19 protein-coding genes are annotated in these 24,930 nt (G+C 70.8%); 14 read left to right on the forward strand and 5 right to left on the reverse strand.

The window, feature by feature from the left end; genetic code table 11:
* Nucleotides 1-56 precede the first annotated feature (56 nt).
* Nucleotides 57-422, reverse strand: a complete 366-nt coding sequence (locus ABZ624_RS21665; RefSeq protein ID WP_360091135.1) for a winged helix-turn-helix domain-containing protein — start codon at nucleotides 420-422, stop codon at nucleotides 57-59.
* A gap of 175 nt (nucleotides 423-597) precedes the next feature.
* On the opposite strand from ABZ624_RS21665, the gene ABZ624_RS21670 reads away from it, so the two are divergent.
* The 4 genes from ABZ624_RS21670 (at nucleotide 598) to ABZ624_RS21685 (ending at nucleotide 4,217) form a co-directional block, all read left to right on the forward strand.
* Nucleotides 598-1,155 carry a hypothetical protein gene (locus ABZ624_RS21670; protein ID WP_360091138.1) on the forward strand — a complete coding sequence of 186 codons (558 nt, stop codon included), beginning with the start codon at nucleotides 598-600 and terminating at the stop codon, nucleotides 1,153-1,155.
* A gap of 241 nt (nucleotides 1,156-1,396) precedes the next feature.
* On the forward strand, nucleotides 1,397-2,785 hold the full coding sequence (gene repSA / locus ABZ624_RS21675) for a replication initiator protein RepSA (RefSeq protein WP_360091274.1): 1,389 nt from the start codon (nucleotides 1,397-1,399) through the stop codon (nucleotides 2,783-2,785).
* Nucleotides 2,782-2,976, forward strand: coding sequence for a helix-turn-helix domain-containing protein (locus ABZ624_RS21680; RefSeq protein WP_360091141.1), 195 nt, complete (start codon nucleotides 2,782-2,784; stop codon nucleotides 2,974-2,976). The genes repSA and ABZ624_RS21680 overlap by 4 nt, the downstream gene beginning before the upstream one ends.
* Entirely contained in the window at nucleotides 2,976-4,217 is a 1,242-nt protein-coding gene (locus tag ABZ624_RS21685) for a site-specific integrase (RefSeq protein WP_360091144.1), read from the forward strand. Before ABZ624_RS21680 ends, ABZ624_RS21685 begins: the two co-directional genes overlap by 1 nt.
* Nucleotides 4,218-4,237: 20 nt before the next feature.
* Here the strand turns inward: ABZ624_RS21685 and ABZ624_RS21690 are convergent, their stop codons facing one another.
* Nucleotides 4,238-5,392, reverse strand: coding sequence for a CAP domain-containing protein (locus ABZ624_RS21690; RefSeq protein WP_360091147.1), 1,155 nt, complete (start codon nucleotides 5,390-5,392; stop codon nucleotides 4,238-4,240).
* Nucleotides 5,393-5,588: 196 nt separating this feature from the next.
* Here ABZ624_RS21690 and ABZ624_RS21695 point away from each other — a divergent pair, with 196 nt between their 5' ends.
* The 4 genes from ABZ624_RS21695 (at nucleotide 5,589) to ABZ624_RS21710 (ending at nucleotide 12,002) form a co-directional block, all read left to right on the forward strand.
* Nucleotides 5,589-5,870: an acylphosphatase gene (locus ABZ624_RS21695; RefSeq protein WP_360091150.1), complete on the forward strand. Its 282-nt coding sequence runs from the start codon at nucleotides 5,589-5,591 to the stop codon at nucleotides 5,868-5,870.
* A gap of 381 nt (nucleotides 5,871-6,251) precedes the next feature.
* Nucleotides 6,252-6,455, forward strand: a complete 204-nt coding sequence (locus ABZ624_RS21700; RefSeq protein ID WP_031167290.1) for a hypothetical protein — start codon at nucleotides 6,252-6,254, stop codon at nucleotides 6,453-6,455.
* Nucleotides 6,456-6,700: 245 nt separating this feature from the next.
* Nucleotides 6,701-10,381 carry an AAA family ATPase gene (locus tag ABZ624_RS21705; RefSeq protein WP_360091153.1) on the forward strand — a complete coding sequence of 1,227 codons (3,681 nt, stop codon included), beginning with the start codon at nucleotides 6,701-6,703 and terminating at the stop codon, nucleotides 10,379-10,381.
* Nucleotides 10,382-10,583: 202 nt separating this feature from the next.
* Nucleotides 10,584-12,002, forward strand: coding sequence for a sugar porter family MFS transporter (locus tag ABZ624_RS21710; RefSeq protein ID WP_360091156.1), 1,419 nt, complete (start codon nucleotides 10,584-10,586; stop codon nucleotides 12,000-12,002).
* A gap of 172 nt (nucleotides 12,003-12,174) precedes the next feature.
* On the opposite strand, the gene ABZ624_RS21715 is transcribed toward ABZ624_RS21710, so the two are convergent.
* Together ABZ624_RS21715 and ABZ624_RS21720 are read right to left on the reverse strand one after the other, a co-directional pair.
* Nucleotides 12,175-13,146, reverse strand: coding sequence for an LLM class flavin-dependent oxidoreductase (locus ABZ624_RS21715; RefSeq protein ID WP_360091159.1), 972 nt, complete (start codon nucleotides 13,144-13,146; stop codon nucleotides 12,175-12,177).
* A gap of 94 nt (nucleotides 13,147-13,240) precedes the next feature.
* Nucleotides 13,241-14,692 carry a cytosine permease gene (locus ABZ624_RS21720; protein ID WP_360091162.1) on the reverse strand — a complete coding sequence of 484 codons (1,452 nt, stop codon included), beginning with the start codon at nucleotides 14,690-14,692 and terminating at the stop codon, nucleotides 13,241-13,243.
* 169 nt (nucleotides 14,693-14,861) lie between these two features.
* Between ABZ624_RS21720 and ftsY the strand changes: the two genes are divergently transcribed.
* Nucleotides 14,862-16,061 (forward strand): signal recognition particle-docking protein FtsY, encoded by a 1,200-nt coding sequence (ftsY, locus tag ABZ624_RS21725; RefSeq protein ID WP_360091165.1) that lies wholly within the window; start codon nucleotides 14,862-14,864, stop codon nucleotides 16,059-16,061.
* A gap of 80 nt (nucleotides 16,062-16,141) precedes the next feature.
* Here ftsY and ABZ624_RS21730 read toward each other — a convergent pair whose 3' ends face one another.
* On the reverse strand, nucleotides 16,142-16,804 hold the full coding sequence (locus ABZ624_RS21730) for a bifunctional DNA primase/polymerase (protein WP_360091168.1): 663 nt from the start codon (nucleotides 16,802-16,804) through the stop codon (nucleotides 16,142-16,144).
* Between the two features lie 476 nt (nucleotides 16,805-17,280).
* Here ABZ624_RS21730 and ABZ624_RS21735 point away from each other — a divergent pair, with 476 nt between their 5' ends.
* The 5 genes from ABZ624_RS21735 to ffh all read left to right on the forward strand — a co-directional run bounded on the left by ABZ624_RS21735 (nucleotide 17,281) and on the right by ffh (nucleotide 24,922).
* On the forward strand, nucleotides 17,281-18,759 hold the full coding sequence (locus ABZ624_RS21735; RefSeq protein ID WP_360091171.1) for a hypothetical protein: 1,479 nt from the start codon (nucleotides 17,281-17,283) through the stop codon (nucleotides 18,757-18,759).
* Between the two features lie 341 nt (nucleotides 18,760-19,100).
* On the forward strand, nucleotides 19,101-20,444 hold the full coding sequence (locus ABZ624_RS21740; RefSeq protein WP_360091174.1) for an ammonium transporter: 1,344 nt from the start codon (nucleotides 19,101-19,103) through the stop codon (nucleotides 20,442-20,444).
* On the forward strand, nucleotides 20,441-20,779 hold the full coding sequence (locus ABZ624_RS21745; RefSeq protein ID WP_031167312.1) for a P-II family nitrogen regulator: 339 nt from the start codon (nucleotides 20,441-20,443) through the stop codon (nucleotides 20,777-20,779). Before ABZ624_RS21740 ends, ABZ624_RS21745 begins: the two co-directional genes overlap by 4 nt.
* Nucleotides 20,780-20,805: 26 nt before the next feature.
* Nucleotides 20,806-23,250 (forward strand): [protein-PII] uridylyltransferase, encoded by a 2,445-nt coding sequence (locus ABZ624_RS21750; protein ID WP_360091177.1) that lies wholly within the window; start codon nucleotides 20,806-20,808, stop codon nucleotides 23,248-23,250.
* 121 nt (nucleotides 23,251-23,371) lie between these two features.
* A complete protein-coding gene (ffh, locus tag ABZ624_RS21755; RefSeq protein ID WP_360091181.1) occupies nucleotides 23,372-24,922 on the forward strand; it encodes a signal recognition particle protein in 1,551 nt (516 codons plus the stop codon).
* The last annotated feature ends 8 nt before the right edge of the window (nucleotides 24,923-24,930 follow it).

The raw sequence follows: 24,930 nt of genomic DNA on the forward strand, positions 1-24,930 counted from the left end.
GACACCACGCCTGTCCCTAGTGCCTGCACGGCTCGCCACGCATGGTGGATCACCAGTCAGGCACTGCTCGGGGACTGAGCGCGCTTCTCCAACTCGGCCACTCGGGCAGCAAGTTGCTGAATCTCGGAGTGGATAGCGTTGATCTCATCTCGGTTAACCGGCCCGCCGGCATCCTGCCCGGCTTCGCCAGCACTCGGCGGGGACTGCACGAAGTACCCCCGATTCGGAACCGAGACGATCACGCCTTCATCCGCGAGGGTCTTGAGCGCGTTGCCAGCCGTCACCGTGGTGACCTTGAACCGGTCGGCCAGTTCGCGCAGCGAGGCGAGCCGGTGCCCCGTTGGCAACCCTGCGATCTCTTCACGCAGAGCGTCGGCGATCTGCACCTTCTTGGGCCTGGGGTCGTGGGCTTCAACCGTCATGCGCCGAGAGTACCGACGATGGCGACATAGCACAGCCTATGTCGCACTACCTCTTGTGATCTAGTCTGCTATATAGCACGCTATGTCATGCGGCCAACGGCCGTACTCCGGGGGGCGGCGCCCTACCGCCAAGCAAGCCGCCGCCCTCCTTCGTCCCACGAAGGGAGCCTCCATCATGCCTGCGACGCTCATCGCTTCGCCTGCCGCATCCCCGGTTGCCTTAGAAGCCAGCGCGGCTGTCTCGGTCATCGCGAACCTGTCTAACCAGGAGCGGGCCGTAGCGCTGTACGCCTCGGACATGCCGACCGCGTACAAGTCGACCGGCAAGAGCTATACGGCGGTCATCGCCTGGATCCTCCAGGGCGTTGCCCGGCTCGGCCTTGCCGAAGTGCACCGCTCGGCCGCCTACGCCTACGGCTACCGGCTGCTCTGGCTGGCCGATCTGACCACGCAGGAACAGGACCAGGCTCACCAGCGCCGGTTCCCCAACGGGCGGCGCTGGGACCGGGCCGAACGGCTCGCCTCCGCCTTCACGGTCTGGGGGCCTTGCCGCATGACGCAGGCCGCCAAGGATCGAGCGGACCGCCCGCAGGTGGAGGGTGCCTGCCGCTGCGACGGTTCCGGCTGGATCGCCGAATGCCTCGACCCGGATGACCCGACCACACGAACGGCGCGCAACTGCCCGGGCCACAACCCCACCGGTTCCATGCGGTCCGGGCAGGTGACGGTATGAGCCTCTTCCCCTCCTGCCTGGACCTGCTGGATCGTCCGACCAGCTGCCCGGGGTGCCGTGCTCACGCGCCCGGGTGGGCACGTGTGTCGGTGGACGGACTGAGTGTGCTCACGCACGACGGTGACCGGATCTGCCCGGCCGATCCCACCTTCGGCACGTCGGTGAGGGCGCTTCCCGTCGCCGCGCCCGTGGCCACCGTGGAGGTGGCTGCGTGACGGTCTTCCCCGTCCCCCCTGAGGCCGTGGCCGGTGCTGCGGCCTCCCTGGGCACCGACCCGATCACCCTCGCCGACCTGCTCCGGGTGGCGAACTCGCCCGGCTTCGACCGCTGGCAGGAACAGATCCGCCGCACGGGTGGCTGCGCCCACCCGATCCGCCTCCAGGGCCAGACAGTCACCCGCGATGCCAAGACCGGGGACGTCCTCTACTCCTACAGCACCGAGCAGGAGCCGGGCGGCATGCTCCGGGTCGCCTGCGGCAACCGGCGCGCCTCCCGCTGCCCGGCCTGCGCCTGGACCTACGCCGGGGACACCTACCACCTGATCCGGGCAGGGATCACCGGCGACGAACGAAAGGACGTGCCCGCCACGGTCCGGGATCACCCTCGCGTCTTCGCCACCCTGACCGCTCCGTCCTTCGGCCCCGTGCACAACCGGCCCGACTCCGGCCGCTGCCGCTGCGGCGCCGAGCACGCCGACGGCGACCCCGCCCTGGGCACGGCGCTCGACCCTGAGCGCTACGACTACGCGGGCGCGGTGCTGTGGAACAACTACGCCGGGGACCTCTGGCGGCGCTTCACCATCTACCTCCGCCGTGAGATCGCCGCTCGTGCGGGCCTGACGCAGACGGCCTTACGGGAAGTGTGCCGGGTCTCGTTCGGCAAGGTCGCCGAGTTCCAGAAGCGCGGCTCCGTGCACTTCCACGCCGTGGTGCGGCTCGACGGCCCGGACGGACCGGACATTGCCCCGCCGGCATGGGCCACGGTCCGCCTCCTGGACGACGCCATCAAGGCCGCCGCCGTTCGCGTCTCTGTCCCGGTCCCCGCCTCCTGTGACCACCCGGCGCGCACTCTGCGCTGGGGGTCCCAGGTCGACGTGCAGCCCATCGGCGCCCTGGGCCAGGAGGAACTGACCGAACAGGCGGTTGCCTCCTACGTGGCCAAGTACGCCACCAAGGCCGCCGAGACCACCGGCACGGTCGACCACCGGATCGGGGAGCTGACCGAACTCGACAAGCTGCCGCTGCCCGCCCACACCCGGCGCCTCATCGAAGCCTGCTGGGACCTGGACGACGCCTACCCGGAACGGCTGCTGGCCCGATGGGCTCACATGCTCGGCTTCCGCGGGCACTTCTCGACCAAGTCCCGCCGCTACTCCACCACCCTCGGCGCCCTCCGCCAGGTCCGGGCCGACTACCGCGCCCGGCAGGAACGCCGCGAACGCGGGCTCTCCGAAGACCTCGACGACACGGAGAGTTCCACGCTCGTGCTCGCCCACTGGACCTACGCCGGACAGGGACACACCCCCGGCGAATCCTGGCTCGCCGCCTCGATCGCCCGAGACATCCGGCTGAACCGGGAGACAGCACGTGAAGCGCTGGCCGACCTGGACGATTGGGAGGTGTGCGCATGAAGCGCCCGCTGCCTTCCCGCTACCTGACGCCGATCGACGTTGCTGACCTGCTCGGCGTGCCGGTTGAGACCGTCTACCAGTGGCGGCGCAAGGGCACCGGCCCCCGTGGCTTCCGCGTCGGCCGGCATCTCCGCTTCGACCCGGAAGACGTGCGCGCCTGGGTCGAGTCCCTGATGGAAAGGGCCGCCTGATGGCCGGGCACATCCAAGACCGTTGGTACAAGACGGAGGCCGGGTCGGACGGCAAGCCTCGCAAGGTGAAGACCGAACGCCACGGAGTCGGCCTTCGCTACCGGGCTCGTTACGTCGGCCCGGACGGGTCCGAGAAGTCCAAGAGCTTCCCGGACAAGCAGAAGCGCAAGGCGGAACAGTGGCTGGCCAACATCGAGGCCGACATGTCGCGCGGCGACTACCTCGATCCTGAAGCTGGCAAGGTGACGTTCGAGCAGTACGCCACAGCGTGGATGGCCACGCAGATCACGGACCCGCTGACCCGCGAGTCTGTGGAAAGTCGTCTGCGGCTGCACGCGATCCCGTATCTGGGCACGCGACCGTTGGCGTCGTTCACCCCGTCGCACCTTCGGCTCTGGCTGCGGACCCTGGAGGACCGTGGGCTATCCGCCGGATACCGGCGCGGCATCTTCGCCCACGTCTCCACGGTCTTCACCGCTGCCGTCGAGGACCGGATCATCCGGGCCAACCCGTGCAGCGCTCGGTCCGTGCGGGCACCGCGCCTGGAGCCTCGCAAGGTCAAGCCGTGGCCTGCCGAACGAATCATGGCCGTGCGCTCAGCACTGCCGGACCGCTATCAGGTCCTCGTCAACGTCGCGGCCGGGTGCGGCCTGCGTCAAGGTGAGGCCTTCGGCCTGGCCGTGGAAGACGTGGACTTCCTCGGGGGGGTGGTGCACGTCGTGCGTCAGGTCAAGCTACTGCGGCTGTCTCGGCCGGTGTTCGCCCCGCCGAAGGGCGGCAAGGAGCGTGAGGTTCCTCTGGCTGAGTCCGTCGCCTTCGCGCTGGCCAGTCACCTCAAGCGCCACCCTGCCGCGAGGATCACGCTGCCGTGGAAGACCCTCGACGGTCCTCCCGTCACGGCATCGCTGATTTTCACCGGCACCATGGGGCTGCCCCTGGACCGGAACCGCTTCAACGACCGCGTATGGCGGCCGGCACTTCGGGCTGCGGGCGTCGAGACCGGGCGGGACAACGGCATGCACGCGCTGAGGCATTTCTACGCCTCGGTGCTCCTGGACGCGGGGGAGAGCATCAAGGCTCTCAGCGAGTACCTGGGCCACCATGACCCTGGCTTCACGCTGCGGACGTACACGCACCTGATGCCGTCGAGCGGGACCCGGACCCGGGCCGCCGTGGATCGCGTCTTCGCCGACGATGAACCCACGGGGGACGGCCCGGACACGGCCCAGGAGGGTGCTTAGCTGTCTGACCTGCGGCTATCTCAATAGCCGAAGTCCTGCGTCCACCAAGGGCCGCCCGGGCCGAAGTGGACGCCGACGCCCAGGGTCTTGAAGTCGCAGTTCAGGATGTTGGCGCGGTGGCCGGGGCTGTTCATCCAGGCCTTCATCACGGCCGCCGCGTCGGCCTGGCCGCGGGCGATGTTCTCGCCGCCGAGGTCGGTGACACCGGCCGCCGCCGCCCTGTCCCAGGGCGTCTTGCCGTTCGGGTCGGTGTGGTCGAAGAAGTCCCGCGCCGCCATGTCGTCGCTGAACGTCTCGGCCAGCCTGGTCAGCGAGGAGTTCGCCGCCAGCGGGCTGCACCCGACCTTCGCCCGCTCCTGGTTGACCAGCCTGAGCACCTCCGCCTCGGCGGCGGCCCGCGCCGACACCGTCGCCGGTGCGGAACTCGCCGCGGGCACCTTGGGCGCCTTCGGGGTCTTGGACGTCTCAGGGGTCTTGGGCGTCTCGGGGGTCTTGGACGCCGTACGTGACGGGCTGCTCGTGCCCTTCGGCTTCGACGGGGTGGGCGCCGGTGTCGGCTGCTCGGGCGCCGGCTTCGACGGGGTGGGCGTGGGGGAGACCGAGCGCGACGCCGACGCGGAGGCCGACGGGCTCGGGGACTCCGGGCGTGCCGCGTGACGGCCGGTGCCCGCGCCGCCCCCGCGGCTGTCGGCGCTGCCCGAGGTGCCGCCCTGCTCGGCGGCCGTGTTGCTCGGCGTGACCACCGCCTGCACCCGCTCGCCGCCCGTGGTGTCCGTGGCGCCGCCGAGTCTGTAGTTCTGCAGCCCGGGCATCACGCCCGTGGCCACCGCGGCCGTACCGAGGGCGACGGCCGCGGACACCCCGAGCAGGCCCGCGCGCACCGGCTTCCGGGCCTTCCTGCGGCGCCGGCGGTCGTGCGAGGGGTCGCTGCCCGGCGTGAAGCCGCCGCCGGCCGCAGGGCCCTCGCCGTCCGCCGCGAACAGATAGGCGTGGGCCTTGGCGGTCGCCTCGGCGTAGGCCTCCGGGTTCAGATACGGCGCGATGCCCCTGGGTGCCGCACCCGCGTACGAGTCCCGCGGGCCGCCGTTACCGGCGCCGGAGCGCTCCGTACGTATGACCCCCGTGGCGCGGCCCGTGGCGGCGCGGCCGGCGGCGATGCGTCGGTGGCGTCCCATGTCCTTGCCCTCTCCTCGTCCTCGCGGTCGACCGGCGCCTGCGCGGGCGAGTGACTCGCTGGCGAGTGACTCCCTCTGGCCAACCCGACTCACTCGATCGAGTGAGTTTCATATGAGATGCATTGGGTCCGGACGGTACCCCATGGCGCCGGGGCGCGACGTGTCCCGACCGACACCGGCCGGTTAGGTTGCACCCATGAGCGAGGAAGTACGACTGGTCGCCTGGGTGCGTGGGCACGTGCAAGGTGTGGGTTTCCGCTGGTTCACGCGGGCCAAGGCGCTGGAGATCGGCGGCCTGAGTGGATTTGCTCTCAATTTGGCCGACGGTCGGGTGCAGGTGGTCGCGGAGGGGGGCCGCGAGGGCTGCGAGGGGCTGCTGGACTGGCTGCAGGGGGACGACACGCCCGGGAGGGTGGACGGAGTCACCGAGATCTGGGACACACCCCGCGGCGGCTACGACGGCTTCGCCATCCGCTGAGCCGGTGCTGTGGAGGCGCGCGGACGGGCGCGCGGCGAGCTCTCGGAGCGCCCGCGCAGAGCGGAAACGACCTGGTGGTTGCCAAGAACGGCCCGACATGGGAGGCTCCGGCTGGTACATCTGATCGTCACGCCCTGAGGGCCCCGGATGAGTCGCAGCGCCGCCGCTTTCCCGGCCGCACGCCCGGTTTGCCCCCCAATACAGGGCGTGATCGTGTTGACCGTCAAACTTTTTGGTGAGACGCTGAAAGCCCCGCGCACCTTAGCTGTTTGGCATGGAGCAACAGCAGAGCAACACCCGGATGTGCCAAGCACCGCGGGTGCGAATCCCTCACGACCCACACCGCATCGGTCGGTCACTCAGTGTGGAGGACCATCCATCATGGCAAAGGCGCTTCTCGGTTACGTCGGCGGCTCCGACCCTCGACTCCTCGCCGAGATGCGACGGCTGCAGCAGCGCGTCCAGGACCTGGAGTCCGAGCTCGTACGGATTCAGGCGGAGAACGAAGCGCTGTCGGCTGCCGCCTCTCAGGACAGGATCATGGAGAGCATCGACGCACACCAGGCGGAGCCTGCGCTCACCTGATCACTGCATCAGCTCCACAACAGCAGTCGCAGCGATCGGGCCGCCGTATCAACCCGCTCAGTTGATCAGGCGACCGTAACCCGGCCGTCAGAGCTGCAAGGGACGCTTCGGCGTCCCTTCTTTCTTGCCCCGCGCATCCTTTCACTGTCTTTAACGTACGGTGTGCCCTGCATGTTCAATGGCGAAACCGCGCGGTTGCGAAGGTTCATGGAGTGAGATAGCGGCGCCCGGTAGAGTCCAGCGGCGTGCACCTCAAGGCCCTGACCCTCCGCGGGTTCAAGTCGTTCGCCTCGGCGACCACGCTCCGGTTCGAACCGGGCATCACGTGCGTCGTCGGACCGAACGGCTCGGGCAAGTCCAACGTCGTGGACGCGCTCAGCTGGGTCATGGGCGAACAGGGCGCCAAGTCGCTGCGCGGCGGCAAGATGGAGGACGTCATCTTCGCCGGCACCACCGGCCGTCCGCCGCTGGGCCGCGCCGAGGTGTCCCTGACCATCGACAACTCCGACGGCGCGCTGCCCATCGAGTACGCCGAGGTCACCATCACGCGGATCATGTTCCGCAACGGCGGCAGCGAGTATCAGATCAACGGCGACACCTGCCGCCTCCTCGACATCCAGGAACTCCTCTCCGACTCCGGCATCGGCCGCGAGATGCACGTCATCGTCGGCCAGGGCCAGCTCGACTCCGTCCTGCACGCGGACCCGATGGGCCGCCGCGCCTTCATCGAGGAAGCCGCGGGCGTCCTGAAGCACCGCAAGCGCAAGGAGAAGGCGCTGCGCAAGCTGGACGCGATGCAGGCCAACCTCGCGCGCGTACAGGACCTCACGGACGAACTGCGCCGCCAGCTCAAGCCGCTCGGCCGCCAGGCGGCGGTGGCCCGCCGGGCCGCCGTCATCCAGGCGGACCTGCGCGACGCCCGCCTGCGCCTGCTCGCCGACGACCTCGTACGACTGCGCGAAGCCCTCAAGGCCGAGATCGCCGACGAGGCGGCCCTGAAGGAGCGCAAGGAGACGGCCGAGCAGGAGCTGAAGAAGGCCCTGCACCGCGAGGGCCTGCTGGAGGACGAGGTACGGCAGCTCACGCCGCGCCTGCAGCGCGCCCAGCAGACCTGGTACGAGCTCTCCCAGCTGGCCGAACGCGTCCGCGGCACCGTCTCGCTGGCCGACGCACGGGTGAAGAGCGCCACCTCCGCGCCACCGGAGGAGCGGCGCGGCCGCGACCCCGAGGACCTGGAGCGCGAGGCCGCTCGCATCCGCGAGCAGGAGGCCGAGCTGGAGGCGGCCCTGGAGGCGGCCCAGCGCGCTCTCGACGACACCGTCGCGCACCGTGCCGAGCTGGAGCGGGAGCTCGCCGTCGAGGAACGCCGCCTGAAGGACGTCGCCCGCGCCATCGCCGACCGCCGCGAGGGCCTGGCCCGCCTGACCGGCCAGGTCAACGCGGCCCGCTCCCGCGCGGCCTCGGCCCAGGCCGAGATCGACCGCCTGGCCACGGCCCGCGACGAGGCGCAGGAACGTGCCGTCCGGGCCCAGGAGGAGTACGAGGCGCTCAAGGCGGAGGTCGACGGCCTGGACGCGGACGACGCGGACCTGGCCGAACAGCACGACGCGGCCAAGCGGCAGCTGGCGGAGGCCGAGTCCGCCCTGAGCGCGGCCCGGGAGGCGTCCACCGCGGCGGAACGCGCCCGCGCCGCCACCCAGGCCCGGCAGGAGGCCCTGGCCCTGGGCCTCAGACGAAAAGACGGCACCGGAACACTGCTGGGAGCCAGGGACCGCCTCGCCGGAGTCCTCGGCCCGGCAGCGGAACTGCTGACGGTCACGCCGGGCTACGAAGTACCGCTGGCGGCAGCCTTCGGCGCGGCGGCGGACGCGATCGCCGTGACGAGTCCGGCGGCGGCAGCCGAGGCGATCCGGCTGCTGCGCAAACAGGACGGCGGCCGGGCAGCCTTGCTCCTGGCGGGGGCCCCGGAGGAAGAGGCGCCGGCTGCAGCGCCCCGAAGGGGCGCGGGGAACCGCGCGCCCAGCCCCCACGAGCCCGCAGCCGAACGACTGCCCAGCCCCCACGAGCCCGCAGACGAACGACTGCCCAGCCCCCACGAACCCGCAGACGAACGACTGCCCGGCACGGCCGAACCCGCAGAGCGTTTCGTGCGCGGCCCCGCCGAACTCCTCCCCGCCGTCCGCCGCCTCCTGCAGGGAATCGTCGTCGTCGGCACCCTCGAAGACGCCGAAGACCTCGTCCACGCGCACCCGGAACTCACCGCCGTCACCGCCGAAGGCGACCTCCTCGGTGCCCACTTCGCGCAGGGCGGCTCGGCCGGCGCCCCCAGCCTGCTGGAGGTACAGGCCTCCGTGGACGAGGCCGCGGCCGAGCTCGCCGAGCTGGCGGTCCGCTGCGAGCAACTCGCCGGGGCACAGCACACGGCGGCCGAGCGCCGCAGGCACGCCGCCGCCCTGGTGGAAGAGCTCGGAGAGCGGCGCCGGGCCGCCGACCGGGAGAAGTCGGCGGTGGCCCAGCAGCTGGGCCGGCTCGCCGGACAGGCGCGCGGGGCCGCGGGAGAGGCCGAGCGGTCCGCGGCCGCCGCCGCCCGCGCACAGGAGGCCCTCGACAAGGCCGTACAGGAGGCCGAGGAACTGGCCGAGCGGCTGGCCGTCGCCGAGGAGATGCCGGTCGAGGAGGAGCCGGACACCTCCGTCCGGGACCGGCTCGCCGCCGACGGCGCCAACGCCCGCCAGACCGAGATGGAGGCCCGCCTCCAGGTCCGTACCCACGAGGAACGGGTCAAGGGCCTCGCCGGACGGGCGGACTCCCTCGACCGGGCGGCCCGCGCGGAACGCGAGGCACGCGTGCGTGCCGAGCAGCGCCGGGCCCGGCTGCGGCACGAGGCCGCGGTCGCCGGGGCCGTCGCCTCCGGCACCCGGCAGCTCCTCGCGCACATCGAGGTGTCCCTCGCCCGCGCCGAACGGGAACGCACCGCCGCCGAGGCCGCCAAGGCACAGCGCGAGCAGGAGCTGACCGCCGCGCGCACCGCCGGACGCGAACTCAAGTCCGAACTCGACAAGTTGACCGATTCAGTGCACCGCGGCGAGGTACTCGGCGCCGAGAAGCGGCTGCGGATCGAGCAGCTGGAGACCAAGGCGCTGGAGGAACTGGGTGTCGAGCCGGCGGGACTGGTGGCGGAGTACGGTCCGCGCCAGCCCGTGCCGCCCTCGCCCCCCGCCGACGGCGAGCAGCTGCCCGAGGACCCGGAGGACCCGCGCAACCAGCCGCGCCCCTTCGTGCGCGCCGAGCAGGAGAAGCGGCTCAAGGCCGCCGAGCGTGCGTACCAGCAGCTGGGCAAGGTCAACCCGCTGGCGCTGGAGGAGTTCGCGGCGCTGGAGGAGCGGCACCAGTTCCTCAGCGAGCAGCTGGAGGACCTGAAGAAGACCCGCGCCGATCTGCTGCAGGTGGTGAGGGAGGTCGACGAACGCGTCGAGCAGGTCTTCACCGAGGCCTACCGGGACACGGCCCGCGAGTTCGAGGGCGTCTTCAGCCGGCTCTTCCCGGGCGGCGAGGGACGGCTCGTGCTCACCGACCCCGACAACATGCTCACCACGGGCGTGGACGTCGAGGCGCGCCCGCCGGGCAAGAAGGTCAAGCGGCTCTCCCTGCTGTCGGGTGGTGAGCGCTCGCTGACGGCCGTGGCCCTGCTGGTGTCGATCTTCAAGGCACGCCCGAGCCCGTTCTACGTCATGGACGAGGTCGAGGCGGCGCTGGACGACACCAACCTCCAGCGGCTGATCCGGATCATGCAGGAGCTGCAGGAGGCCTCGCAGCTGATCGTGATCACGCACCAGAAGCGCACGATGGAGGTCGCCGACGCGCTCTACGGCGTGTCCATGCAGGGCGACGGCGTCTCGAAGGTCATCTCCCAGCGCCTCCGTTAGCGCGGCTATTCAAGATCAACTGACTCGGTGTTCAAGAAGTGAACACCGAGGGGTGGGCTGTATCTGAAAACTCACAGCGTTTGACCTATTGACTTCGAAACTTGAAGGCATAGTCTCTGCAACGTTGCTTTTACCTTCAGGTCTCACCTGTAAGGGCTCGACCCCCACCCCGGCAGCGTTGCCGCGGCCCGAGGAGATTCACGTGACCAGCACAGCGCAGGCACCTCAGTCACGAGCCAGGACGGCTCATCCCGAACATCTCGGGCACGTCATCTTCATCGCGGCGGCCGCCGCCATGGGCGGTTTCCTCTTCGGCTACGACAGCTCCGTGATCAACGGCGCGGTCGAGGCCATCCGCACCAAGTACGACATCGGTTCCGCAGCCCTCGCCCAGGTCATCGCGGTCGCCCTGATCGGCTGTGCCGTCGGCGCCGCCACCGCGGGCCGCATAGCCGACCGTATCGGCCGTATCCGCTGTATGCAGATCGCCGCGGTCCTCTTCACCATCAGCGCCGTCGGCTCCGCGCTGCCCTTCGCGCTGTGGGACCTCGCCCTGTGGCGCATCGTCGGCGGCTTCGCCATCGGCATGGCCTCCGTGATCGGCCCGGCCTACATCGCCGAGGTCGCCCCGCCCGCCTACCGCGGCCGGCTCGGCTCCTTCCAGCAGGCCGCGATCGTCGTCGGCATCGCCGTCTCGCAGCTGGTCAACTGGGGCCTGCTGAACGCCGCCGGCGGCAACCAGCGCGGTCACCTGATGGGCCTGGAGGCCTGGCAGGTCATGCTCGGCGTCATGGTCGTCCCGGCCGTTCTCTACGGCATGCTCTCCTTCGCGATCCCCGAGTCCCCGCGCTTCCTGCTCTCCGTCGGCAAGCGTGAGCGCGCCAAGGAGATCCTGGCCGAGGTCGAGGGCAAGGACACCGACCTGGACGCCCGCGTCGCCGAGATCGAGCACGCGATGAAGAGCGAGCACAAGTCCGCCTTCAAGGACCTGCTCGGCGGTGGCTTCTTCTTCAAGCCGATCGTCTGGATCGGCATCGGCCTGTCGGTCTTCCAGCAGTTCGTCGGCATCAACGTCGCGTTCTACTACTCCTCGACGCTGTGGCAGTCGGTCGGTGTCGACCCGACGGACTCGTTCTTCTACTCCTTCACGACGTCGATCATCAACATCATCGGCACCGTGATCGCGATGATCTTCGTGGACCGGGTCGGCCGCAAGCCGCTCGCCCTCATCGGCTCGGTCGGCATGGTCGTCGGTCTCGCGCTGGAGGCCTGGGCGTTCAGCTACCACCTGGTCGACGGCAGGCTCCCGAGCACCCAGGGCTGGACCGCCCTGATCGCCGCGCACATCTTCGTCCTCTTCTTCGCCCTGTCCTGGGGCGTGGTGGTCTGGGTCTTCCTCGGCGAGATGTTCCCGAACAAGATCCGCGCCGCCGCCCTGGGCGTGGCCGCCTCCGCGCAGTGGATCGCCAACTGGGCCATCACCGCGAGCTTCCCGTCGCTGGCCGACTGGAACCTCTCCGGCACCTACGTGATCTACACGGTCTGCGCCGCGCTCTCCATCCCGTTCGTCCTGAAGTTCGTCAAGGAGACGAAGGGCAAGTCGCTGGAGGAGATGGGCTGACCCGTACGGGCAGCCCCCGAGACCGAGGAGCAGGGGCCCAAGACCCCGCTGCCCCTCTCCTCGCACCCCCCGCCGCCCCCGCACCGGCCACTGCCCGGTCCGGGGGCGGCGGACTGTGTCCGGAGGGACGACCGGCGGATTCGTTCGCCGCTCGACCAAGCCGCCCGGCGCCTCAGCCGCCCAGCCCCGGCAGCACCCGCTCCGCGAACAACCGCAGGCTGCGCCAGCCCTCCTCCACCGGCATCCCGCCCACCAGCGGATGCAGGACCAGGCTGTCGGCGCCCAGCGTCAGGCACTGCTCCGGCGTGAGGATGCGGTACACGCCCTCCGCCCGCAGCTCCTCCACCGTCGTGGCCGCCGATCTCACCGCCGAGCGGATCCGGCCCGACTGCCAGGAGGCGTACGTCCGGGCCTCGTGCAGGACGTGCTCGCCGTAGTGCGCCCACGCCCGGTCCGGGTCCTCGGCGATGTGCAGCAGGGGAGTCTCGGCGGCCGGCATCAGGACCCAGCCCTCGGTGCCGTACTCGGTGAGTTTCTCCTTGTAGTACGCCTCCAGCTCCGGCAGATACGCGCTGGGGAAGAACGGCAGGCCGAGCCGGGCGGCCCGGCGGGCGGCGGCCTGCGAGGAGCCGCCGACCAGGAGCAGGGGGTGCGGGTCGGTGAACGGGCGCGGGGTGAGTCGTACGGTACGGCCCCGGTACGCGAACTCCTCGCCGGTCCACGCCTTCAGCAGGGTCTCCAGCAGCTCGTCCTGGAGCCGGCCCCGGCGCGTCCAGTCGACGTCGAACAGGGCGTACTCCTCGGGCCGGTAGCCGATCCCGGCCACCGTCACCAGCCGCCCGCCGCTCAGCAGGTCCAGTACGGCGATCTCCTCGGCCAGCCGCAGGGGCTCGTACAGCGGGCCGATCACCGCCGACACCGTCACCGCGATGTTCCGGGTCGCCCCGAACACCGCGCCCGCGAAGGCGAACGGCGACGGCAGCCAGTTGTCGGCGGCGCCGTGGTGCTCCTCGGTCTGCACGGTGCTGATCCCGTGCTCGTCCGCGTACGCGGCCATCTCCAGGGCGGCCCGGTAGCGGGCGGAGAGGGCGGCGGGGGCGGCGCCGGGAGCGACGAGATTGAAACGGACGACCGTGACGGGCATGGGAAGTCCCCCTCCGGTGCGTGCGGTGCGGTGGAGGGGGACGGTAGCTGACGTAGCGTCAGATGGCCATGGTGTCCGGCCGGTTCGAGATCCGTCAGACGGTGACGGCCGCGGGCTCGTCCGCCGGCTCGGCGACCTCCGCCGGCTTTGTCACCACCGGCTTCGGCAGCGCCAGGTACAGCGCGCCCGAGATCACGATCGTGGCGACCCAGCCGAGGCCGTACTCGCCGATGACGTTGTTCTTCGCGAGCGGGCCGGTGAACCAGTCCGAGGTCGTGAACATCAGGCCCGAGACCAGACCGATCGCCCAGGCGGCCACGGCCGCGGGGGAGAAGCCGCCCCGGTACCAGTAGGCGCTGGCACGGGTCGTGTCGGCCATGGCCGTGCCGTCGTACTCCGTGCGCCGCAGCATGTCCGCGCCGAAGACGCCGACCCAGGCGGAGAAGGCGACGGCCAGCAGCGACAGGAAGGCGATGAACGAGCCCATGAAGCTCGTCGCCACCAGCATCAGCACCCCGCCGAAGATCAGCGAGATCACCGCGTTCACGGAGACCGCCCAGTGCCGCGGCACCTTGAAGCCCAGGGTCTGCGCGGTGAAGCCCGCCGAGTACATCGACATCGAGTTGATCAGCAGCATGCCGATCAGCGCGATGAACAGGTACGGCACCGCGATCCACGTCGGCAGGATCTCGCCGAGGAAGGACACCGGGTCGGTGGCCGAGGCCAGGTCCGGCGTGGAGACCGCCATCACCGCGCCCATGAGGACCATGGGCAGAACGACGATGCCGGCACCGCCGACCGCCGTGCCGACGATCGCCTTCGAGGACGCCGTGCGCGGCAGGTAGCGGGTGAAGTCGGGCGCGGTCGGGATCCAGCTGACGCCGCCCGCCGCGATCATGCCGACGCCGGTGATCACCGCGGCCGTCGAGCCCCCGCCGTGGTGCACGACCTTCGGCCAGTCGGTGTTGACGGCCAGGTAGACCAGGACCAGCACCGAGAAGACGCCGAAGAAATAGGTCGCGTACTTGTTGCACTTCTGCACGGCGTTGATGCCGAGCCCGGAGATCGCGAAGGTCGCGACGACGAACACCAGCAGCGTCACCATGTCCAGCACACTGTTCGCCTTGAGGCCGAACAGGATGTCCAGGATGGTGAGCATGGCGTAGGCGCCGGTCACCGCGTTGATCGTCTCCCAGCCCCAGCGGGCGACCCAGATCAGCGACCCGGGCAGCAGATTGCCGCGCTGCCCGAAGACCGCGCGCGACAGCGCCATGCCGGGCGCCCCGCCCCGCTTGCCGGCGATGCCGATCAGCCCGACCAGGCCGTACGACACGACCGGCGCGGCCACCGCGACGACGAGTGCCTGCCAGATGTTCAGGTGGTACGCCACGACGAGGCTCGCGCCCATGGTCAGCAGCAGCACGCTGATGTTGGCGCCGACCCAGGTGGGGAACAGCTCACGGGTCTTCGCGGTGCGCTCGTGATCCGGGACCTGCTCGATACCACGGGTCTCGAGAGCGCCTTCGGTCTCGACGGTTTTGCTCATGAAAAAGGGGCCAGACGTGGGGGGACAGTGACGATCGGGACTCTACGCGCGTCAACAGAGTCGCCACCATCGTACTTTGCTCCGACTCCTCGCTTTAAGTGGCGTTTGTCTCTCGGAGGAAGCCACAAACAGCCTCGCGTCGTAGCCCATGGCTGATACTGGACGAGTTATGGAAACCGTCATCCTTGCTGTAGTCATCGCCGTGGTCGTGCTCGTCGCGCTCGGTGGGCTGGTCGTGGGCAGCCGGCGCCGGAAGCCGCTGCCTCCGCCGCCCCCGAAGACGCCCGACATCACCGCGCCCCCGGCCGAGCCGCATGTCGGCGACGAGGCCGAGACGCCGCGCGACGAACCGCGCCGGACGATCGAGGAGGTGGATCTTCCCGGCCCGGCACCGGTCGTCGTAGAGGAACCTCCTGTCGTCGAGGCTCCCGAGATCGAGATCCCGGAGCCCACCGCGGGCCGGCTGGTCCGGCTGCGCGCCCGCCTGTCCCGCTCCCAGAACGCCCTCGGCAAGGGCCTGCTCACGCTGCTCTCGCGCGAGCACCTGGACGACGAGACCTGGGAGGAGATCGAGGACACGCTGCTCACCGCCGACGTCGGCGTGCAGCCCACCCAGGAGCTGGTCGAGGGCCTGCGCGAGCGCGTGAAGGTCCTCGGCACCCGCACCCCTCAGGAGCTGCGCGGCCTGCTGCGCGAGGAGCTGCTGAAGCTGGTCGGCACCGACCTCGACCGCACGGTCAGGACCGAGCCCGAGGACCGCAAGCCCGGCATCGTGATGGTCGTCGGCGTCAACGGCACCGGTAAGACCACCACCACCGGCAAGCTCGCCCGCGTGCTCGTCGCCGACGGCCGCACGGTCGTGCTCGGCGCCGCCGACACCTTCCGCGCCGCCGCCGCCGACCAGCTGCAGACCTGGGGCGAGCGGGTCGGCGCCCACACCGTGCGCGGGCCCGAGGCCGGCGACCCCGCCTCCGTCGCCTTCGACGCGGTCAAGGAAGGCAAGGAGATGGGGGTCGACGTCGTCCTCATCGACACCGCCGGCCGCCTGCACACCAAGACCGGTCTGATGGACGAGCTGGGCAAGGTCAAGCGGGTCGTGGAGAAGCACGCGCCGCTCGACGAGGTGCTGCTCGTGCTGGACGCCACCACCGGGCAGAACGGCCTGGTGCAGGCCCGTGTCTTCGCCGAGGTCGTGGACATCACCGGCATCGTCCTGACGAAGCTGGACGGTACGGCCAAGGGCGGCATCGTCGTCGCGGTCCAGCGCGAGCTGGGCGTGCCGGTCAAGCTGGTCGGACTCGGCGAGGGCGCGGACGATCTGGCGCCGTTCGAGCCGGAGGCGTTCGTGGACGCGCTGATCGGTGACTGACCGGTTACCGAATTCGGCAGCTGACAGGAAGCGCCCGCCCCGCACAGTCGGGGACGGGCGCTTCGTCCTACCGGCACGGGTTACGCCTGTGTGCGCGACCGATGCGCCACATACGCCAGCGTCCCCAGCAGCAACCGCGCCGCCGGAGGCCGTGTCGCCGAGTCCAGCGCGGGTGGGCGCAGCCAGCGCACCGGGCCCAGCCCGCCCCGGTCGGAGGGCGGCGCCGTGAGATACGTACCGGGGCCGAGGCCGCGCAGGTCCAGGGCCGAGGGGTCGTCCCAGCCCATGCGGTAGAGCAGCAGGGGGAGCTCGGCGGCGGCGCCCGGCGCGACGAAGAAGTGGGCACGGCCGTCCGGGGTCGCGGTCACCGGACCGAGGGGCAGGCCCATGCGCTCCAGGCGGACCAGGGCGCGGCGGCCGGCGGCCTCGGAGACCTCGATGGTGTCGAACGCCCGGCCCACCGGCAGCATCACCGCGGCGCCCGGGAACTCGGACCAGGCCTTGCTCACCTCGTCCAGCGTGGCCCCGGCCGGCACCTGCGGTGCGAAGTCCAGCGGATGCGCGCCGGGCGCCGGGCAGTCGGCGTGCCCGCACGAACAGACGCCCGCCGCGGCCCGCGCGCCCGGCACCACGTCCCAGCCCCACAGTCCGGTGAACTCGGCGACGGTGGTGCACTCCGACGAACGGCCGCGCCGGCGCGTGCCGGAGCGGATCTCGCGAATGCCGCCGATCGTGAAGCCCATGCCCCCTCCAACGGGTCCTGCGCGCCGGTGGTTACGACACGGAACGAGACGGAAGCGGAACGTAACGCTACGGCTCCGCCTTCCCGTCCCGACGCCAGGCCAAGGCGGCGCCTTGAAGCGCGACGGGGTGGCGCACGGAGGGCTATGCGCTCCTGCGTGCTTCACTCCGCCCACTTCCGGCCGTCCTATGTCAAGTGAATCGTGTGCGAGCGTCCGCGAGTTCATTCGAAGGGGTGGCGAATGGTGGCGTTTCCGGGATCCCCGTGGCTGAGCGGGTGATCGTAGGATTACTGTGAGTGTGCGAGTCCGGGAGGCATATGCACCCATGGGTATGCCGGAGGCGAGTCGTCAGCCCGTTCGAAGGGTGAGAACCTCCGGACGGGAAGCCGTATTTACCGGCATTCTGATAGGGCTTGGCGCGCGGCGGTCTGCCTACCGGGGCGACCGGGGATCGCAACAGGAATGGGGGCGTTCCAGTGAGTGGCAACGGCGGTAGCGGGGCGAACGCTGACAAGCGTCCCAACGAGCTGCTCGGCTCGTGGTTCGTGCGCAGCGGCTGGTCCAAGGGCGAGCTGGCCCGCCAGGTGAACCGCAGGGCCCGCCAGCTGGGCGCCAACCACATCTCCACGGACACCTCGCGCGTACGCCGCTGGCTGGACGGGGAGAATCCGCGCGAGCCGATCCCGCGCATCCTCTCGGAGCTGTTCTCCGAGCGCTTCGGCTGTGTGGTCTCCATCGAGGACCTCGGCCTGCGCGCCGCCCGCCAGTCACCCTCCGCGTCCGGCGTCGACCTGCCCTGGACCGCCCCCCAGACGGTCGCCCTGCTCAGCGAGTTCTCGCGCAGCGACCTGATGCTGGCCCGGCGCGGCTTCCTCGGCACCTCCCTGGCGCTGTCCGCCGGCCCGACCCTCATCGAGCCCATGCAGCGCTGGCTCGTCCCGAGCCCCGCCTCCCCGGTCCTCGCCGAGCCCGAGCCGGTCCTCGACTCCCGCAGGCCCGGCCGGCTCTCCAAGCCCGAGCTGGACCTGCTGGAGTCCACCACGCGGATGTTCCGCCAGTGGGACGCCCAGTGCGGCGGCGGCCTGCGCCGCAAGGCGGTCGTCGGCCAGCTGCACGAGGTCACCGACCTGCTCCAGGAACCCCAGCCGGAGGCCACCGCCCGCAAGCTCTTCAAGGTCGCCGCGGAGCTCGCCGAACTGGCCGGCTGGATGTCGTACGACGTCGGGCTCCAGCCCACCGCGCAGAAGTACTTCGTCCTCGCCCTGCACGCGGCCAAGGAGGCCGGTGACAAGCCGCTCGGCTCGTACATCCTCTCCAGCATGAGCCGCCAGATGATCCATCTCGGCCGGCCGGACGACGCGCTGGAGCTGATCCACCTCGCCCAGTACGGCAGCCGCGACTGCGCGAGCCCGCGCACCCAGTCCATGCTGTATGCGATGGAGGCCCGCGCCTACGCCAACATGGGCCAGCCCGGCAAGACCAAGCGCGCGGTCCGCATGGCCCAGGACACCTTCGCCGAGGCCGACGAGTGGGACGAGCCGGACCCCGACTGGATCCGCTTCTTCTCCGAGGCCGAGCTGTACGGCGAGAACTCCCACTCCTTCCGCGACCTCGCCTACGTCGCCGGACGCAGCCCCGCCTACGCCTCCCTGGCCGAGCCGCTCATGCAGCGCGCGGTGGAACTGTTCGCCAGGGACAGTGAGCACCAGCGGTCGTACGCGCTCAACCTGATCGGCATGGCCACCGTGCATCTGCTCCGGCGCGAGCCCGAACAGAGCACCGCCTATGCCTCCAAAGCCATGAACGTCGCCAAGAAGGTCCGCTCCGAGCGTGTGAACACTCGTATTCGAAAGACGGTCGACACGGCCGTACGCGACTACGGCGATCTCGCCGCCGTCGTCGACCTCACCGACCAGCTCGCCGTCGAACTGCCGGAGACCGCCGAAGCGGTCTGACACCTCCGGCACCGTGCCCCGGCCGCGGCCGGTCCTCCCGAACTGCCCGACTCGGCTCCCCCACGCCAGGTCATCGGAGAGGGCCGCCGCGGCCGGCCTGTCTCCGGAGGGACCCTCCGGAGGAGGTTGCGCCACGATAACGATCGGCGAGCCCGGAGTCCCGCGGTTCATCCAGGCGTAACAAGCAGGGCGCCCTTGTCACCCCGGCGAAACAACGAGGGGCTTCCACCGAAACCGCGCTGCGCCAGTCTCATGGCGCATAACCGGCCCACACCCCCCGACCCGCCGGACCGCTCAGGCACCGCCCGCACGGGGCCGTACCAACCGACGAGGAGACGCCGATGGCCCCAGCCATCCTGCTTGCCGCGGAGGCACCCAAGCTGTCCGCCGCGAACACAGGCTTCATGCTCATCTGTTCCGCCCTGGTGCTGGTCATGACCCCGGGCCTGGCCTTCTTCTACGGAGGCATGGTCCGCGTCAAGAGCACCCTCAACATGCTGATGATGAGCTTCATCAGCATGGGCATCGTCACCGTCCTGTGGGTGCTCTACGGCTTCTCCCTCGCCTTCGGCGAGCACAACAGCCTCATCGGCTGGAACTCCGACTGGTTCGGCCTCAGCAGGATCGGGCTGACGGACCTGTGGCCCGGCTACACCATCCCGGTCTTCGTCTTCATGGTCTTCCAGATGATGTTCGCCATCATCACCCCGGCCCTGATAAGCGGCGCCCTCGCGGACCGGGTGAAGTTCTCGGCCTGGTCGCTGTTCATCGCCCTGTGGGCCACGATCGTCTACGTCCCGGTCGCCCACTGGGTCTGGGGCTCCGACGGCTGGGCCTACAAGCTCGGTGTGATCGACTTCGCGGGTGGTACGGCGGTCCACATCAACGCGGGTGCGGCGGCCCTCGGTGTCATCCTCGTCATCGGCAAGCGCGTCGGCTTCAAGAAGGACCCGATGCGCCCGCACAGCCTCCCGCTGGTCATGCTCGGCGCAGGGCTGCTGTGGTTCGGCTGGTTCGGCTTCAACGCGGGCTCCTGGCTCGGCAACGACGACGGCGTCGGCGCGCTGATGTTCGTCAACACGCAGGTCGCCACCGGTGCCGCCATGCTGGCCTGGCTCGCCTACGAGAAGATCCGGCACGGCGCGTTCACCACCCTCGGTGCCGCCTCCGGCGCGGTCGCCGGTCTGGTCGCGATCACCCCGTCCGGCGGTGCGATCTCCCCGCTCGGCGCGATCGCCGTCGGCGCCATCGCCGGTGTCGCCTGCGCCGCGGCCGTGGGCCTGAAGTTCAGGTTCGGCTACGACGACTCCCTCGACGTCGTCGGCGTCCACATGGTCGGCGGCATCCTCGGCTCCCTGCTCATCGGCTTCTTCGCCACCGGCAAGGGCCAGTCCACCGCGACCGGCGTCTTCTACGGCGACCACACCTGGACCCAGCTGTGGAAGCAGTGCGCCGGTGTCGGCGCGGTCCTCGCCTACTCCCTGGTCGTCTCCGCGGTCCTCGCCTTCCTGCTGGACAAGACAATCGGCATGCGGGTCACCGAGGACGAGGAGATCTCCGGCATCGACCAGGCCGAGCACGCCGAGACCGCCTACGACTTCAGCGGCGCCGGCGGCGGTGTCATCGGCTCCCTCGCCCACGCCCCGGCCCTGGCCGCCGCGCAGACCAAGAAGGTGGACGCATGAAGCTCATCACCGCCGTCGTCAAGCCCCACCGGCTGGACGAGATCAAGGAGGCACTTCAGGCCTTCGGCGTCCACGGCCTGACGGTTACCGAGGCCAGCGGTTACGGTCGGCAGCGGGGCCACACCGAGGTCTACCGCGGTGCCGAGTACACCGTCGACCTCGTCCCCAAGATCCGCATCGAGGTGCTGGCCGAGGACGACGACGCCGAGCAGCTGGTCGAGGTCATCGTGAAGGCGGCCCGCACCGGCAAGATCGGTGACGGCAAGGTCTGGTCCGTGCCGGTCGAGACGGCCGTACGGGTCCGCACCGGCGAGCGCGGTCCGGACGCGCTCTGACCACAGGTGAGAACGGGAGTCGCTGGGTGACGGGAACGGACGTGCGCACGGAAGCAGAGGGCTCAGGACCCAGCGGTTACGCGGCGGCCCGGCTGCGCCTCCTCACCGAGGGGGCGCGGTCCGGGCCGCCGCGCCGTGCCGCCCTCGCGGAGCTGACGGACGACTGGCTCGCGGGGCTCTTCACCCCGGCGGCGCAAGGGGTGCACGGGGTCTCTCTCGTCGCCGTCGGCGGCTACGGCCGCGGCGAGCTGTCCCCGCGCAGCGACCTCGACCTCCTGCTGCTGCACGACGGCTCCGACCCCAGCGCGGTCGCCGCGCTGGCCGACCGCCTCTGGTATCCCGTCTGGGACCTCGGCCTCGCCCTCGACCACTCCGTGCGCACCCCCGCGGAGGCCCGCAAGACGGCTACGGAGGATGTGAAAGTCCAGCTCGGCCTCCTGGACGCCCGCCATCTCGCCGGTGACGTCGGCCTCACCGCGGGGCTCCGTACGACTGTTCTCGCCGACTGGCGCAACCAGGCCCCCAAACGCCTCCCCGAACTCCGGGAACTCTGCGCCGAGCGCGCCGAACGCCAGGGCGAGCTGCGGTACCTGCTGGAGCCCGACCTCAAGGAGGCCCGCGGCGGCCTGCGGGACGCCACCGCCCTGCGCGCCGTCGCCGCCTCCTGGCTCGCCGACGCCCCGCGCGAGGGCCTCGCGGACGCCCGCCGGCGCCTGCTCGACGTACGCGACGCGCTGCATCTGGCCACGGGGCGCGCGACCGACCGGCTCGCGCTGCAGGAGCAGGACCAGGTGGCGGCCGAGCTGGGGCTGCTGGACGCGGACACGCTGCTGCGGCAGGTCTACGAGGCCGCCGGGGTCATCTCGTACGCCAGTGACGTCACCTGGCGCGAGGTGGGGCGCGTGTTGCGGTCGCGCGCCGTCCGCCCGCGCCTGCGCGCCATGCTGGGCGGCGGCAAGCCCGTCGCCGAGCGCTCGCCACTCGCGGAGGGCGTGGTGGAGCAGGACGGCGAGGTGGTGCTCGCCCGCGCCGCACGCCCGGAGCGCGACCCCGTGCTCCCCCTGCGCGCCGCGGCCGCCGCCGCGCAGGCCGGCCTCCCGCTCTCCCTGTACGCCGTACGGCGCATGGCCGCCACCGCGCGCCCCCTGCCCACGCCCTGGCCCGCCGAGGCCCGGGAACAGCTGGTGACGCTGCTCGGCTCCGGACGCCCGACGGTGGACGTCTGGGAGGCACTGGAGGCGGAAGGCCTGATCAGCCGCCTGCTGCCGGACTGGGAGCGGGTCCGCTTCCGCCCGCAGCGCAATGCCGTCCACATCTGGACAGTCGACCGGCACCTGATCGAGACGGCTGTCCGTGCCTCGGAACTGACCCGCCGCGTCAGCCGGCCCGACCTGCTCCTGGTCGCCGCCCTGCTGCACGACATCGGCAAGGGCTGGCCCGGCGACCACTCCGTGGCGGGCGAGATCATCGCCAAGGACGTGGCCGCGCGGATCGGCTTCGACCGCGCGGACGTGGCCGTGCTGTCCCTGCTGGTCCGTCACCACCTGCTGCTCATCGAGACGGCCACCCGACGCGACCTGGACGACCCGGCCACGGTCCGCTCGGTCGCCGAGGCGGTCGGCACCCAGAGCACCTTGGAGCTGCTGCACGCGCTGACGGAGGCCGACGCCCTCGCCACCGGACCGGCGGCCTGGTCCTCCTGGCGTGGGTCCCTCGTCACCGACCTGGTCCGCCGTGTCTCCGCCGTGCTCGCCGGGGACGTCCCCGAGGAGCCCGAGCCCGCCGCGCCCACGGCCGAACACGAGCGGCTGGCGATCGAGGCGTACCGCACGAGAGGCCCGGTGCTCGCGCTGCGGGCCCAGCCGGAACCGGTCGCGGAGGAGGGCGGCTCCGGCGAACCCCTCGGCGTCGAGCTGCTCATCGCCGTACCCGACCAGCCCGCCGTGCTCCCGGCGGTCGCCGGCGTCCTCGCGGTCCACCGCCTCACGGTCCGTACGGCGGAACTCCGCGCCCTGCGGCTGCCCGACGACGTCGAAGACGGCTCCGTCCTGCTGCTCAACTGGCGGGTGGCCGCCGAGTACGGCTCCCTGCCGCAGGCCACCCGGCTGCGCGCCGACCTCGTCCGCGCCCTGGACGGCACCCTGGACATCGCCGGCCGCCTCGCCGAACGGGACGCCGCCTACCCCCGTCGGCGCGGCTGGACCGCCCCACCGCCCCGTGTGACGGTGGCCCCGGCCGCCTCCCACCACGCCACGGTCATCGAGGTCCGCGCCCAGGACGCCCCGGGTCTGCTGCACCGCATCGGCATGGCGTTGGAGAAGGCGGGGGTGCGGGTGCGGAGCATGCACGTGAGCACCCTGGGCTCCAACGCCGTCGATGCGTTCTACGTCACCACCGGCACCGGCGCGCCACTGCCGGCGGAGGACGCGGCGTCGACGGCGAGGACGCTGGAGGAGACGTTGCGGGCCTGACCCCGCGGCCCGGTCGTCCTCGCCCGCCCACTCGAGCGGGCGGGCGAGGACGAAGAGGTTGCGGGGCCAGATACCCTGGAAGACGCTCAGACTGCCCCCGACTCCGAGGACCGACGCCGCCGTGTTCGATACTCTCTCCGATCGCCTCTCAGCGACCTTCAAGAATCTGCGCGGCAAGGGGCGTCTGAGCGAGGCGGACATCGACGCCACCGCACGCGAGATCCGCATCGCGCTCCTCGAAGCCGACGTCGCCCTCCCTGTCGTCCGCACGTTCATCAAGAACGTCAAGGAGCGCGCACTCGGCGCCGAGGTCTCCCGGGCGCTGAATCCCGCCCAGCAGGTCCTGAAGATCGTCAACGACGAGCTCGTCACCATCCTCGGCGGTGAGACCCGGCGGCTGCGCTTCGCCAAGCAGCCGCCCACCGTGATCATGCTGGCGGGTCTGCAGGGTGCCGGTAAGACCACGCTCGCGGGCAAGCTCGGCCGCTGGCTGAAGGAGCAGGGCCACTCCCCGCTGCTGGTCGCCGCCGACCTCCAGCGCCCGAACGCCGTCAACCAGCTGAGCGTCGTCGCCGAGCGCGCGGGCGTGGCCGTGTACGCGCCGGAGCCGGGCAACGGCGTCGGCGACCCGGTCAAGGTCGCCAAGGACTCCGTCGACTTCGCGAAGTCCAAGGTCCACGACATCGTGATCGTGGACACCGCCGGCCGCCTGGGTATCGACCAGGAGATGATGCAGCAGGCCGCGGACATCCGCGACGCGGTCTCCCCGGACGAGATCCTGTTCGTCGTCGACGCGATGATCGGTCAGGACGCCGTCAACACCGCCGAGGCCTTCCGCGACGGCGTCGGCTTCGACGGCGTGGTCCTCTCCAAGCTCGACGGTGACGCCCGCGGTGGTGCCGCCCTGTCGATCCGGCAGATCACCGGCAAGCCGATCATGTTCGCGTCGAACGGCGAGAAGCTGGACGACTTCGACGCCTTCCACCCGGACCGGATGGCCTCCCGCATCCTCGACCTGGGTGACCTGCTCACCCTGATCGAGCAGGCGGAGAAGACCTTCAGCCAGGAAGAGGCCGCCAAGATGGCCTCCAAGCTGGCGTCCAAGAAGGGCCAGGACTTCACCCTGGACGACTTCCTGTCCCAGATGGAACAGGTCCGGAAGATGGGCTCCATCTCGAAGCTCCTCGGGATGCTGCCCGGCATGGGCCAGATCAAGGACCAGATCCAGAACATCGACGAGCGGGACGTCGACCGCACCGCCGCGATCATCAAGTCGATGACCCCGGCCGAGCGGCAGGACCCGACGATCATCAACGGCTCCCGCCGCGCCCGTATCGCCAAGGGTTCCGGTGTCGAGGTCAGCGCGGTGAAGAACCTGGTCGAGCGGTTCTTCGACGCCCGCAAGATGATGTCCCGCATGGCACAGGGCGGCGGTATGCCGGGCATGCCGGGGCTCCCGGGCATGGGCGGCGGCCCCGGCCGGCAGAAGAAGCAGCAGAAGAAGACCAAGGGCAAGCAGCGCTCCGGCAACCCGATGAAGCGCAAGCAGCAGGAGCTGGAGGAGGCCCAGCGCCGCGAGGCCGCCGCACAGGGCGGGAACGCCTTCGGGGTACCGCAGCAGGGCGGCCAGGACTTCGAGCTGCCGGACGAGTTCAAGAAGTTCATGGGCTGAGTTCGCCC

The organism is Streptomyces sp. NPDC007205 (assembly GCF_040634095.1).
Lineage (GTDB): Bacteria > Actinomycetota > Actinomycetes > Streptomycetales > Streptomycetaceae > Streptomyces.

Coding starts and splice junctions, on each gene's coding strand:
- ABZ624_RS21745 (WP_031167312.1), top strand. CDS start 20,441: ATGAAGCTCATCACCGCCGTCGTCAAGCCCCACCGGCTGGACGAGATC.
- ftsY (WP_360091165.1), top strand. CDS start 14,862: ATGGAAACCGTCATCCTTGCTGTAGTCATCGCCGTGGTCGTGCTCGTC.
- ABZ624_RS21685 (WP_360091144.1), top strand. CDS start 2,976: ATGGCCGGGCACATCCAAGACCGTTGGTACAAGACGGAGGCCGGGTCG.
- ABZ624_RS21730 (WP_360091168.1), bottom strand. CDS start 16,804: ATGGGCTTCACGATCGGCGGCATTCGCGAGATCCGCTCCGGCACGCGC.
- ABZ624_RS21715 (WP_360091159.1), bottom strand. CDS start 13,146: ATGCCCGTCACGGTCGTCCGTTTCAATCTCGTCGCTCCCGGCGCCGCC.
- ABZ624_RS21700 (WP_031167290.1), top strand. CDS start 6,252: ATGGCAAAGGCGCTTCTCGGTTACGTCGGCGGCTCCGACCCTCGACTC.
- ABZ624_RS21690 (WP_360091147.1), bottom strand. CDS start 5,392: ATGGGACGCCACCGACGCATCGCCGCCGGCCGCGCCGCCACGGGCCGC.
- ABZ624_RS21670 (WP_360091138.1), top strand. CDS start 598: ATGCCTGCGACGCTCATCGCTTCGCCTGCCGCATCCCCGGTTGCCTTA.
- ABZ624_RS21740 (WP_360091174.1), top strand. CDS start 19,101: ATGGCCCCAGCCATCCTGCTTGCCGCGGAGGCACCCAAGCTGTCCGCC.
- ABZ624_RS21665 (WP_360091135.1), bottom strand. CDS start 422: ATGACGGTTGAAGCCCACGACCCCAGGCCCAAGAAGGTGCAGATCGCC.
- ABZ624_RS21720 (WP_360091162.1), bottom strand. CDS start 14,692: ATGAGCAAAACCGTCGAGACCGAAGGCGCTCTCGAGACCCGTGGTATC.
- ABZ624_RS21695 (WP_360091150.1), top strand. CDS start 5,589: ATGAGCGAGGAAGTACGACTGGTCGCCTGGGTGCGTGGGCACGTGCAA.
- ABZ624_RS21680 (WP_360091141.1), top strand. CDS start 2,782: ATGAAGCGCCCGCTGCCTTCCCGCTACCTGACGCCGATCGACGTTGCT.